General features: G+C 65.8%; 12 protein-coding genes and 1 riboswitch. Of the genes, 10 read left to right on the top strand and 2 right to left on the bottom strand.

The genetic code is table 11. From position 1 onward, the window contains the following. Positions 1-67: 67 nt before the first annotated feature. The 4 genes from EXV95_RS02610 (at position 68) to EXV95_RS02595 (ending at position 3,282) form a co-directional block, all read left to right on the top strand. Positions 68-427: a nuclear transport factor 2 family protein gene (locus EXV95_RS02610; protein WP_176885704.1), complete on the top strand. Its 360-nt coding sequence runs from the start codon at positions 68-70 to the stop codon at positions 425-427. Further along, positions 414-1,325, top strand: coding sequence for a helix-turn-helix domain-containing protein (locus tag EXV95_RS02605; protein ID WP_255484897.1), 912 nt, complete (start codon positions 414-416; stop codon positions 1,323-1,325). Before EXV95_RS02610 ends, EXV95_RS02605 begins: the two co-directional genes overlap by 14 nt. Positions 1,326-1,362: 37 nt before the next feature. Beyond that, positions 1,363-1,467: riboswitch (TPP riboswitch) on the top strand. Between the two features lie 72 nt (positions 1,468-1,539). After that, positions 1,540-2,817, top strand: coding sequence for a cytosine permease (locus EXV95_RS02600; protein WP_176885703.1), 1,278 nt, complete (start codon positions 1,540-1,542; stop codon positions 2,815-2,817). Positions 2,818-2,943: 126 nt separating this feature from the next. Beyond that, entirely contained in the window at positions 2,944-3,282 is a 339-nt protein-coding gene (locus tag EXV95_RS02595) for a glutathione S-transferase N-terminal domain-containing protein (RefSeq protein ID WP_255484896.1), read from the top strand. 27 nt (positions 3,283-3,309) lie between these two features. Here the strand turns inward: EXV95_RS02595 and thiD are convergent, their stop codons facing one another. Further along, entirely contained in the window at positions 3,310-4,179 is an 870-nt protein-coding gene (thiD, locus tag EXV95_RS02590; RefSeq protein ID WP_176885701.1) for a bifunctional hydroxymethylpyrimidine kinase/phosphomethylpyrimidine kinase, read from the bottom strand. Between the two features lie 287 nt (positions 4,180-4,466). On the opposite strand from thiD, the gene thiO reads away from it, so the two are divergent. From thiO to EXV95_RS02570, 4 genes are all read left to right on the top strand, one after another. Next, positions 4,467-5,597 (top strand): glycine oxidase ThiO, encoded by a 1,131-nt coding sequence (gene thiO / locus EXV95_RS02585; RefSeq protein ID WP_176888922.1) that lies wholly within the window; start codon positions 4,467-4,469, stop codon positions 5,595-5,597. After that, the gene (thiS, locus tag EXV95_RS02580; protein WP_055393858.1) at positions 5,594-5,791 is read left to right on the top strand and encodes a sulfur carrier protein ThiS; all 198 of its coding nucleotides are present in this window, start codon (positions 5,594-5,596) and stop codon (positions 5,789-5,791) included. Before thiO ends, thiS begins: the two co-directional genes overlap by 4 nt. Positions 5,792-5,875: 84 nt before the next feature. After that, positions 5,876-6,688, top strand: coding sequence for a thiazole synthase (locus tag EXV95_RS02575; protein ID WP_176885700.1), 813 nt, complete (start codon positions 5,876-5,878; stop codon positions 6,686-6,688). After that, complete coding sequence (locus EXV95_RS02570) at positions 6,681-7,604, top strand: thiamine phosphate synthase (protein WP_176888921.1); 924 nt, start codon at positions 6,681-6,683, stop codon at positions 7,602-7,604. The genes EXV95_RS02575 and EXV95_RS02570 overlap by 8 nt, the downstream gene beginning before the upstream one ends. A gap of 25 nt (positions 7,605-7,629) precedes the next feature. Here EXV95_RS02570 and EXV95_RS02565 read toward each other — a convergent pair whose 3' ends face one another. After that, complete coding sequence (locus EXV95_RS02565) at positions 7,630-9,852, bottom strand: hypothetical protein (protein WP_370460172.1); 2,223 nt, start codon at positions 9,850-9,852, stop codon at positions 7,630-7,632. A gap of 73 nt (positions 9,853-9,925) precedes the next feature. On the opposite strand from EXV95_RS02565, the gene EXV95_RS02560 reads away from it, so the two are divergent. Beyond that, a complete protein-coding gene (locus EXV95_RS02560; protein ID WP_176885698.1) occupies positions 9,926-11,449 on the top strand; it encodes a 3-hydroxyacyl-CoA dehydrogenase in 1,524 nt (507 codons plus the stop codon). Between the two features lie 131 nt (positions 11,450-11,580). Then, entirely contained in the window at positions 11,581-12,360 is a 780-nt protein-coding gene (locus tag EXV95_RS02555) for an oxepin-CoA hydrolase, alternative type (RefSeq protein WP_176885697.1), read from the top strand. Positions 12,361-12,447 lie beyond the last annotated feature (87 nt).

Genomic DNA, 12,447 nt, shown 5'->3' with positions numbered 1-12,447 from the left:
ATGTCAAAAAGGCGCTCAAGCGCCCGGCACGATGGCGTCTCCATTCACCGCCCATCAGGAGCACACCATGAGCCAACAACCCCTTCAATCAATCTGGGACACCTACACCGCGTCGTGGAAAACCGACTCGGCTGCAGACAGGGAAGCCCTGTTTTCCCAGTCCCTCGACCCCGCCTGCACCTACAACGACCCGCTGGCCACCGCCCAGGGCTGGGACCAATTGACGGCCTACATGGACAACTTTCACAGTCAGGTCCCCGGCGGGCATTTTGTGACCCACTATTTCGCCAGCCACAACCAGCAGAGCATCGCCAAATGGAACATGGTGGATGGCAGCGGACAGGTGATCGGGGAAGGCGTGAGCTACGGCCGGTACAACGACCAGAATCGCCTGGTGGCCATGACCGGTTTCTTTGAAACCCCTTGAACGGACCAAGACCACCGTGCTTTATCTGCGGCAAATCCAGGAGGGCATCGACTTCATCGAAGCCCATCTCGAATCCGATATCGAACTGGCTGAAGTGGCACGGGCCGCAGGGATGAGCCAATGGCACTTCCAGCGGATCTTCAAGGCGCTAACCAACGAAACCCTCAAGACCTACATCCGGTCGCGCCGGTTCTCGCGGGCGCTGGGGCAGTTGACCAACACGCGGCTGAGCGTGCTCGACATTGCGCTGGCGTCGGGGTACGAGACGCAGGAGAGCTTCACGCGCGCGTTCCGCGATTGCTTTCGGATCACACCGTCGCAGTACCGCAAGATGGGCAACCGCTCGCTGTTCGTGCGCAAGATGCGGTTTGACCTTGACTACCTCACGCACATCCACCGCAACATCTCGCTCACGCCGGATATCGCACCACAGCGCGTCATGCAGTTGGTCGGACTGCCCACGGACTACTACGGCATCGATTCCGAAAAGAACAACCTTGGCCAGAAGCTGCCGCCCCTGTGGGCGAAGTTTCTGCCCCGGTTGGGCGAGATTGCGAACACCGTGCCCGGAGTCTGCTATGGCGTCGTGGCACCGGCGGGACCACACACCGAAGAGTTGCGCTACCTGGCGTGCATCGAAGTGCGCGGCCTCGGCGCGCTGCCGCCGGGCATGGTGGCCATGGAAATCCCCGCATCGACCTATGCGCGCTTCACCCACAGGGGTCCTGCGCAGAATGTCGATGCGACGGTGAACTACATCTACTCCAGCTGGCTGCTGTCGGCCAGCCAGTCGCACACCCTGGGGCCGGATCTGGAAATCTACGGTGCCGAGTACCACCCAACATCAGACGACTCCGTAATGCACTACGCGATCCCCATCGTCCGTCCCGCACCCTGAGCTCCCCACTACAATGGCCCCCGCGTTCCTCCGGGAACGCCAACGCTAGGGGTGTCGAGACCAGGCCACTGGAACCGACTGAGAGAGTCCCTTTGAACCTGATTGAGATCATCCTCGCGCAGGGAAGCACGTCCGCTTTGGCCTAGCCCTGAATGAAATGACTTTGGGGCGCACTGGCGGGCCGCCCCTGCTCTGTACTGCCACGGAGCCATCCATGTCCTCATCGCCCGCCGCGCCCTCCCACAACGAAGCGCTGGCCCCCGTCTCCCTCGACCGCCGCGTCTTCCAGTGGCATGACCACGCCTCGCTCTGGTTCAGCCTGGGCGTGGGCCTGCTGGTCATGCAGGTGGGGGCTTACCTGATGCCCGCGCTGGGCACCAAAGAAGCGCTCATCGCCATCGTGGCCGGCTCCATCGTGGGCGCCGGCCTGCTGGGCTGGGTGGCCAAGCTGGGCTGCGACAGCGGCTTGGCCAGCGCCGGGCTGATGCATGCCGTCTATGGCCGCACGTTTGCCAGCCTGCCGATCATCCTGAACATCGTGCAGCTGGTGGGCTGGGGCACGTTCGAGCTGGTGGTGATGCGCGATGCCACCGTGGCCATCGGTCAGCAGTCGGGCAGCATGGCCGGTGCGCACTGGCAGGTAGCGGCCACGCTGCTGTGGGGCGGCGTGGTGATGCTGCTCATCAGCGGATCGATGGTGCAGCTGGTGCGCAAGGTGATTGCGCGCGTGGCGCTGCCGCTGGTGGTGCTGTCGCTGCTGTGGCTGTCGTGGCAGTTTTTGTCGCTGGCGCAGGCCCAGGGGTTTGATGCGCTGTGGAACCGCCAGGGCGCGGGCGGCATGGGCGTGTTCCCTGCGCTGGATCTGGTGATCGCCATGCCCATTTCGTGGCTGCCACTGGTGGCCGACTATGCGCGCCACGGCAAGAACGGCGGCTCCGCATTGCGTGGCACCTGGCTGGGTTACGCGCTGGCCAACATGTGGTGCTACACGCTGGGTGTGCTGGTGGCGCTGACCTTGCCCAGCAAGGACCTGGTGCAGGCGCTGCTGCTGGCCCAGGGCGGGCTGATTGCGCTGTCGCTGATCCTGATTGACGAGGTGGATAACGCCTATGGCGACACGTATTCGGGTGCCGTATCGGCCCACAGCCTGCTGCCGAGCTGGGGCGTGCGCAAGTGGGGCCTGGCGGTGGCAGCCGTGTGCACGGGTCTGGCGCTGGTGCTGCCCATGCACAGCCTGGAGCCGTTTTTGCTGCTGCTCAGCTCGGTGTTTGTGCCGCTGTTTGGCGTGATCCTGGGGCGGCTGGCGTTTGGCTCCAATGCACCTGCACTGCTGGCGCAGGCTCGCAAGGTCAACCCCATCCCTGTTGCCATCTGGCTGGGGGGCGTAGCGTTCTATCACCTGCTGCCCATGGTCTCCACCCTGCTGGGCGCCGCGTTACCTACGCTGGTGCTGTGTTTTGTGCTGGCATTTGCGACCCGCCCGCGCCGCTGAGCCATCTCAAACAAGGGCAGGCAAGGTCCGCCCGCAAAGGGGCGGCGCTGTGCTTGCCTAAAATGACCCATGAAATTTTTAGTTCGATCCTTTTTCAAGACCCTGCGCATTGTTCTGGGCCCCGTGATGCTGCTCAAAGAGGCCTTGACGCGTCCAAAGGGCATGGAGCGTTCCCAGGCGGGGCAGGAATCCGTGGATCAGTCGTGCCGCTCACTCGCCCTGTACCAATACCAGACCTGCCCGTTTTGCATCAAGGTGCGCCAGGAAATGCGGCGCCTGTCGCTGAACATCACGAAGGTGGACGCGCAATCGGAAGGCCCCGCCCGGGCCGCATTGACGCAGCAAGGTGGGCACACCAAGGTGCCCTGCCTGAAAATCACCGACGAGGCCGGCAACAGCCACTGGCTCTACGATTCGGAAAAAATCATCGCCTACCTGCGCAGCCATTTCGCGCAGGTGGTGTGAGCCAATCCGCACGGGTCACATAGCGGCTCAGAGTCCGTCTTGTTGCACCCGCTGCACCCGCTGCACCAGGGGCGCATAACCGTGGTTGAGTGGCCCGTGGCCACGGCCCGTGGTCACATCAGCCCCTGCGGCGATGGCGCCCAAAATGTAGGCGCGCGCGCGCTCCACTGCCTGCTGCAAGGGCAGCCCCTGCGCCAGATGTGCCGCAATGGCCGATGACAAAGTGCAGCCGGTGCCGTGCCCATTGGGCGTGGCAATGCGTGCAGACTCCAGCCGCTGCCGCACACCGCTGCGGGTGGCCAGAACGTCCACCACCCAGCCTCCGGGCAGGTGGCCGCCCTTGAGCAGCGCCGCGCGTGCGCCCAGCGCGCACAGCGCCTGCGCGGCTTCATCCAGCGTTTCCACGCCCTTGATGCTGCGCCCCAGCAGCCAGCCGGCCTCGTCCAGGTTGGGGGTAATTACCTCGGCCAGCGGAAACAGCTCCTGCACCAGCACGCTCACCGTTTCTGCGGCGATGAGCCGGTCGCCGCTGGTGGCCACCATCACGGGGTCGAGCACCACGTGCGGCAGCTGGTAGGTGCGGATGGCATCGGCCACCACGCGCACCACCTCGGGCGAATGCAGCATGCCGATCTTGACGGCATCCACGCCAATGTCCTGCACCACGGCGTCGATCTGGGCCTTGAGCATCTCGGGAGGAATGCCGTGGATGCCCGTCACGCCGCAGGTGTTCTGCGCCGTGATGGCCGTGATGGCCGTCATTCCGTAGCAGCCCAGGGCGCTGAAGGTCTTGAGGTCGGCCTGGATGCCCGCCCCGCCGCCGCTGTCAGAACCGGCAATGGAAAGCACGCGCACATAGCGGCGCGCTGCGGAGGTCGGTGGGGTCAATGAAGTCATGGCAAAAATTATGGCCTATGCGTTAGCGCAAAAAGAGCTGCCAAGGGTTGTGCTGTAATTGATTTTTTCCGGACGAAACAGGGGTGTCCCTCCGTTCAGAACCTGAACAGGTTCTTCGGTGTGCGACTGAGAAATACCCTGGGGCTCGCACGCAGCGCTGCATGGCACTGCCTGCAACGTGGCCCCGCTACCCGATCCAGGTCATGCTGGCGTGGGGAGTTTCCAAGAGCGGCGCTGCCCCCGTTTTGTCCATGGTTGCCAGCCAACACGGACACACCGACGGACCTATGCCACTTCAACCCTCTTCTTTTGCGATTCTGGGCGCGGGCCTCATGGGCCGCCTGCTTGCGGTGGAGCTGGCCCGCCAGGGTCACCGTGTGGACATCTACGACGCGGGCAGCCCGGCCGCCGAACATTCGGCCGCGACCGTGGCCGCCGCCATGCTGGCGCCGCTGGCCGAATCGGCCATCACCGAGCCCGGCGTGGTACGCATGGGCCACCACGCCCTCACCCGCTGGCCGCAACTGCTGGCGGCGCTGGCCGAGCCCGTGTTCTTCCAGCAGGCCGGCACGCTCATCGTGTGGCACCGGCAGGACGTGGCCGAAGCCCAGCGGCTCACGCGCCAGCTGGAGGCCAACCAGCACCAGGTGCCAGAGCTGCCCGCCCTGCAAAAGCTGGACGGTGCCGCGCTGGCCCAGGCGGAACCCACCCTCGCGCAGCGTTTTGCGCAGGGCCTGTACCTGCCCGGCGAAGGCCAGCTCGACAACCGGCAGCTGCTGGCCGCCCTGGTGGTGGAAATGCAGCGGCTGTCGGTGCGCACGTACTGGCACAGCCCCCAGTCGCCCGAAACCTTCACCCCCGGCGCCCCTGGCCAACCCGACTGGGTGCTGGACTGCCGTGGCCTGGGCGCCAAGGGCCAGTGGAGTGCACTGCGCGGCGTGCGCGGCGAGGTGGTTCGCATCCACGCGCCGGATGTCACGCTGCAGCGCCCAACACGGCTGGTGCACCCGCGCTACCCCATCTACATTGCGCCCAAAGAAGACAATCTGTTCGTCATCGGCGCCACCGAAATCGAATCGGACGACCTGTCGCCCGCCAGTGTGCGCTCCACACTGGAGCTGCTCTCCGCCGCCTACGCCGTGCACCCCGGCTTTGCAGAGGGCCGCATCCTGGAATTGGCCACGCAGTGCCGCCCCACGCTGCCCGACAACCTGCCCGCCATCCGCCAGCCGCGCAAGGGCGTGCTGGAAATCAACGGCCTGTACCGCCACGGCTTCATGATCGCACCCGCGATGCTGGATGTGACGCTGGAAGTGCTGAACGCAGGACAATCGCAGCTTTCGCAACGATTTGACCTCGCGCTGGACTTGGAGCCCGCCCCCCTGCCCCCACCCAGCGCGGCCGCCGCTCTCGCATGAACATTTCCATCAACCAGATCCCGCACGAACTGCCCGAGGGCGCTACCGTGGCCGACGCCGTGGCCGCCATCGCGGCCCGCCCGCCTTTTGCCGTGGCCGTGAACACCACCTTTGTGCCCAACACCCGCTACGCCGCGCAGGCCCTGCAGCCCGGCGACCGTGTGGAAATCATCTCGCCCGTGACGGGGGGCTGATCCGCTGCCTGAAAATTGAAGCCAAATTGGCACCTAGCGCCTGATAGATAAGCGCTAGCAGCTATCAAAAACATAGTAAACACCATGACCAGTTCAACGCCCCAAGACCCCCTGGTGCTCTACGGCCAGCAGTTCGCCAGCCGCCTGCTGCTGGGCACCTCGCGCTACCCATCCCCCGCAGTGCTCGAAGCCGCCGTGCTGCGCGCCAAGCCTGCCATGGTCACCGCCTCGCTGCGCCGCCAGGGCAGCAACCCGGCAGAAAGCGGCAGCAGCTTCTGGGAGCTGCTGCGCAAGCTCAACGTGCCTGTGCTGCCCAACACGGCAGGCTGCCACAGCGCGCAAGAGGCCATCACCACGGCACAGATGGCGCGCGAGGTGTTCAACACCCCCTGGATCAAACTGGAGCTGATTGGCGACGACTACACCCTGCAGCCCGACACCCTGAACCTGGTGGGCGTGGCCGAACACCTCATCAAGGAAGGCTTTCAGGTGCTGCCCTACTGCACGGAGGACCTGGTGCTGTGCCAGCGCCTCGTGGATGTGGGCTGTCAGGCCGTGATGCCCTGGGCGGCACCCATCGGCACCGGGCGCGGCCCCGTCAACCCCTATGCCTTGCAAACGCTGCGTGAACGGCTGAACGTGCCGATGCTGGTGGATGCCGGGCTGGGCCTGCCATCCCACGCCTGCCAGGTGATGGAATGGGGCTATGACGGCGTGCTGCTGAACACCGCCGTTGCATTGGCGCAAGACCCGGTGGCCATGGCCGGCGCCTTCGCCGATGCTGTGAATGCCGGGCGCGCCGCGCGCCAGGCAGGTGCCATGGCAGCGCAGGATGCGGCCCAGCCCAGTACGCCCGTGCTCGGCACCCCCTTCTGGCACCATGAACAACATGCGTGACGACACCAGCGCCATGGTGCAGGCCATTCTTGCGCACCACGCCGCCACCTTCGCGGGCTTTGGTGCCGAGCCCGCCCCGGAACCCACGCGGCAGGAACCTGCCTACCTGGCAGCCCTGCAGGCCTGCAGCACGCTGGGCTTTATTGCCCACGACGCGGAGTGCCTGGCCCAGGCCTGGCTGGCACAGAGCCTGCGCACCGGCACCTTCCAGCCTGAGCAATGGCCCGACGCGCCAGAGGATTTTGGCCTGCAACCCCTGCCACGTGCCCAAGCGTTCGCCCCATGCCCTGAGCACCTGGGCCTGTACGCCGTGTTGCCCGACGCCGACTGGGTAGGCCGCATGGCGCGTGCGGGCGTGCCCACCGTGCAGCTTCGCTTCAAGTCGGACAACGCTGCCGCCATTGAACGGGAAGTGCACGCCGCCGTACAGGCCGTGCAGGGCACGGGTGCGCTGCTGTTCATCAACGACCATTGGCGCACGGCCATCCAGGCGGGTGCCTATGGCATTCACCTGGGCCAGGAAGATCTGGATGCCCTGGCCCCCGACGAGCTCCAAGCACTGCGCGCTTCGGGCCTGCGCCTGGGTGTCAGCACCCATGGCTACGCAGAAATGGTGCGTGCCGATGCAGTAGGCCCCAGCTACATCGCCATGGGCGCCGTATTCCCGACCACCCTCAAGAAGATGGCCACGGCCCCGCAGGGTGTGGGCCGGTTGGGTGTGTATGCGCGCCTGCTGCGCCACTACCCCCAGGTGGCCATTGGCGGCATCGGCGCCGAGCAGTTTGCGCCGGTGCAGGCCACGGGCGTGGGGTCGATTGCGGTGGTGCGGGCCCTTGTCAATGCCCCAGACCCTGAAGCCACCGCCACGCACTTGATGCGCCTGATGGAACAAAACAGCCAGCGCGCGAGCCGCTGAAGGGATGATCCATTGGCCTGTCGGCCTATTTGCGGTCGCCTTTCTTCTGCTCCAGTTCCAGCCGCAGTTCGACCAGGTCGTTGTCCATGCCAAAACCGACGGCCTGACCCGCGGCCGGGGGCGCGGTCACCGGCACGGCCGGCAGATCGCTCAGGGTGAGATGGGGCGGCTCTGACAGATCAAGGTCGAGGTCGAGATCCAGCGGCGCACCGCGCGTGTCGCCATCCAGTGCGGAGGGCGCTGCGACACTCGATGCCTGAGCTGGCCGCCCTGTAGCGGGAGGCATCCCGTCAAAGTCGAACTCCAGGCTGGCCGCGCGCGAGTCCTGCGGTAATGCCGCCGTTGTCGCAGGTACCTTCGGGGCTGGCGCTTGCTGCACCTGGGTTTCGTCCCGAGGTGCGGCGAGCGGTGTGGTGCGCTTGCGGGGCGCAGGCTCCCCTCGGGCACTTGCGGGCGTGGTCTGCGCAATGGAGAGCAACAGCAGCAGGTCGTCGTAAGCCGCAAGGTCAAAGGGCTCGACCGAACCGACACCGTTCTGCCTGAAAAGCAGCTTTTCCAGCAACTGCAGCACCGACGGAGACGTCCATTCAGCCTCGATGTCAGCGAGCGCATCGGTGTAGTGGTACAGCATGCGGCCCGTGCGGTGGAAGCTGGCAAATTCCGGCACCTGTGCGTTGAACGATTGCATGAACTGCGTACGCAGCTGTGTGAACTCCTCCACCCGGCTCAGCGTGTGGTACAGCCGCAAAAGCTCCAGATACGCCAGCGGCGAAGTGGCACCGCGCTCAGCGATGTGCGTTTTCAGCACTTCGATGGCCTGCTGGTGTTCCCCCACCGAGATAAAAAACTCGGCCTGTTGCTGGATGTCGAAAAGCTCCTCCGGGCTGACGATGTGCAGCGCGGGCTGCGGCGTGACTACAGCGGCGGGTGCTGGCGGGGGAACGGTCGCCTTCAGGGGGACCGGGGCACTGGGCAAAGGGGCCGTGGCCACAAAAGGAGCTACCAGCGGGGCAGCAGCTGAGCCAGGGGAAGGTTCCCGGGCTTCGGCGGACTCGTCGGACGGCAGCCAGTGATCGGTGGGGTCGGGGGGCAGGCCCAGCGCAGCCCCATGCTCGACCACGGCATCACGGCCACCCAGCGCAGCCACCGAATCGCGCCATGCGCGCACCGCCTTTTCGGAGGCGCTGCGCATCCGCCCCCAGGCCCACACAGCGAGCAACAGTGCCAGCAGCAGCAACCCGCCCAGTGCGTAGACCACCGTGGCAGGAAATCTCTCGCTCTCTGCCTGCTCCAGTTGTTGCTGCAATTGCGCTGCGCTGGCCCGGTCGCGGGCGGCCTGCGCCCGCAGGGCAGCGACGTCGGATTCCAGGGCCTTGAGCCGGTCAGCCTCCTGATTGACATCCCCGGGCTGGGCATTCATCGCTTTCCAGAGCGCTGCCGCCTGGGCACGCTGGGCCGAGGGCTGGTCTGATGGCATGACCAGCAGTTCAGGCGAGGTGCGCAGTGCCAGCGGACGGTCTACCCAGAGGTCGAGTGGCTCGACGACCAAGCGAGCCCGGTCAGCAGGCTTGGGGGCTGTTGGCAGCTTGTTTTTTTCAGCGCTGGCCTGGGGGCGCGCCACTGGGCGCTCTGGGGGCCGTGCCGGTGCCGTCCGCGCAGCAGGCTTGGCCACCGAGGGGGTGTTGGGTACGGGCTCGGGCCGGTTTTCGGAAGACAAGGGCACGGAGGCCATCGGAGAAGGCGCCACAGGCGCAGTGGCAGCCCCTGCAGCGCGCTGCCCTGCTGCACCCTGGGCCGGACGGGGTCCTTCGACCCCACCGGCCGCAAGGGAAGGTAGCCGCGAGACATCGACCGGCGATGCGGACCGTGCCACCGTGGATGGAAGCTCGGCAAAAAAAGTGTAGGTGCGCGTGACCTTGCCTGTGCACCCCGCCGACAAGGTGACCATCAATACCGGCTCGTCCACCGCGATGGCGGCCTGCACCCGCACGGCCGGAGACCGCCCCCGCATGTCGGGCAAAGGCACTACCCGCACCTTGGCATCGCCAATCACCGTATCGCCGGCCACCAGCTTGGCCGTCACGCAGGAAGAGGCCAGATCAGTGCCTGGGTCGGGCTGGATATCGAAGGAAAGATCTACGGGGGCACCCAACACCACCACGCCCCTGCTGCCGCCCAAGGACAGTGCCGAGGCGCCTGCAGCGACCGCCCACAGACTGGTCCCCAAAATGGCGTTACGGATTTTCACAATATGTTCTGCTTTTTGGTGCAACCCATTCTTGCACATAAGTCCCGCGCAACGCCAGAGCCATAATGGCGCTATGAAAATTCAGTTTCCCAACATCGCTATCGTGGGCACCGGCGCCATGGGTCGGGGCATTGCACAAATCGCCGCACAGGCTGGCAGCCAGGTTTTTCTGCTTGATGCCAACCCCGGCGCCGCCGATGCGGCCAAGGCGGCGCTCCAGGAGCAATGGAACAAACTGGTGGCCAAGGGCCGCATCGATGCCGCGCAGGCCGGTGACCTGACCGCGCGGCTGCACCCCGTCAAGGTCGTGGCCGACCTGGCAGGCTGCGACCTGGTGGTAGAAGCCATCGTGGAGCGGCTGGATGTGAAAAAGACGCTGTTCGCCGAACTGGAAGCCGTGGTGCGCCCGGATGCGGTGCTGGCCACCAATACCTCGTCCCTCTCGGTCACCGCCATCGGCGCGGGCCTGCAGCGGCCCGAGCGCCTGGCGGGTTTCCACTTCTTCAACCCCGTGCCGCTCATGAAGGTGGTGGAAGTGATTGCCGGGCTCAAGACGGATGCAGCCGTGTGCACCGCCCTGGCCACGTATGCGAGGGAAATGGGACACACCCCCGTTCAGGCACAAGACACCCCCGGCTTCATCGTGAACCACGCCGGGCGCGGCTTTGGCACAGAGGCCCTGCGCATCGTGGGCGAAGGCGTGGCCGACTTCGCCACCATCGACCGCATCCTGCGCGACCAGGTCGGCTTCAAGCTCGGCCCCTTTGAATTGATGGACCTGACGGCGCTGGACGTCTCCCACCCGGTGATGGAATCCATCTACCGCCAGTACTACGACGAGCCGCGCTTTCGCCCCAGTGTGATCACCGCGCAGCGCCTGGCAGGCGGCGTGGTGGGCAAGAAGGTGGGCGAAGGCTTTTACCGCTACGTGGACGGCGTGGCGCAGATACCGGCAGAGGCGCCGCCGCCCGTGGTGGCAGAGATTCCCCCCGTGTGGGTCTCGCCCCGTGCCGCGCGCCGCGCGGAGCTGTACCAGCTGCTCAAGGACCTGGGCGCCACCATCGAAACCGGCCAGTCGCCCTCGCCCCAGGCCATCACGCTGGTCGCGCCGCTGGGGTTTGACATCACCACCGTGGCGGTCGTGGAGCGCCTGGACCCGGCGCGCACCATCGGCATCGACATGCTGATCGACGACGCCGCTACCAAGCGCCGCGTGTTGGCCACCAACCCCGCCACCCGCGTGGACATCCGCAACGCAGCGCATGCGCTGTTTGCCCGCGACGGCAAGGCCGTGAGCGTGATCCGCGACAGCGGCGGGTTCGTCACACAACGCGTGGTGGCTACCATCGTCAACATCGCCAGCGATATCTGCCAGCAAGGCATCTGCTCCCCCAAGGATCTGGAAACCGCTGTGACACTGGGCCTGGGTTACCCCCTGGGCCCCCTGGCCATGGGCGACCGCTGGGGGCCGACCAACATCCTCGAAGTGCTTTTCAACATGCAAACGGTCTATGGCGACACCCGCTACCGCCCGAGCCCCTGGCTGCGCAGGCGCGGCGCCATCGGCCTGAGCCTGACGCACGTTGAAGAAGACTGATTGACACGGCGCATCCCCCTGAGTCGCTTCGCGCCTTGGCTTGGGCCGCGCCCTGTTCGATAAGCTGCGGACGATGCGTAGCCCCGTGCAAACCTGACAACAGCCGTCCGAAGCCCCTACCCGGAGACAAGATGCCCGCAGAACTCCAGAGCACCAGCCAGGGCCAGACCCTGATCCTGACCCTTCGCAACCCTGAGCGGCGCAACGCCATCGACCCGGTGATGTACGCAGCGGGCGTGGAGGCGCTGGGTGTGGCCGAAAGCAGCCCGGACATTCGCAGCGTGGTCATCACGGGGGCCGATGGCATGTTCTGCTCGGGCGGCAACCTGCAGCGCCTGCTGGCCAACCGCCAGGAAGCCCCCGAGGTACAGGCACAAAGCATTGAGGGCCTGCACAACTGGATCGAGACCATCCGCACCTACCCCAAGCCTGTGATTGCCGCCGTGGAAGGCGCGGCGGCCGGTGCGGGCTTTTCATTGGCATTGGCCTGCGACTTCATCGTGGCGGCCCGCAACGCCGTGTTTGTGATGGCCTACAGCAATGTGGCCCTTTCACCCGATGGCGGCGCAAGCTGGAGCCTGTCGCACGCCCTGCCCCGCCAGGTGGCAACCGAGATCCTCATGTGTGGTGACCGCATCGGCGCAGAACGCCTGCACGCTCTCGGTGTGGTCAACCGCATTGCAGAAACCGGCAGCGCGCTGGAGACCGCCCTGGCACTGGCTGAGCAGCTCAATGCGCGCGCACCCAATGCCCTCGCGAGCATCAAGGAGCTGCTCAACGAAGCGCCCCATGCCCAGCTCACACATCACCTGGCCCATGAGCGCGACCATTTCGTGAAGAACCTGCACCATACGAACGGCGGCGCAGGTATATCGGCCTTCCTCGAAAAACGAGTGCCCCGCTACGAATAGCATTGCACCGGGGTACCGTACCCACAGAGCACCACCGCCAAGCACCATCCCCCGGCCCGCTGCGCTGCAGCGTCCGGGGGTTTTCTT

The organism is Acidovorax sp. JMULE5 (assembly GCF_013376875.1).
Taxonomy (GTDB): Bacteria; Pseudomonadota; Gammaproteobacteria; order Burkholderiales; family Burkholderiaceae_C; genus Acidovorax; species Acidovorax facilis.
The sequence above is the reverse complement of the archived record's forward strand: the minus strand, read 5'-3'. Positions and strand labels throughout refer to the sequence as shown.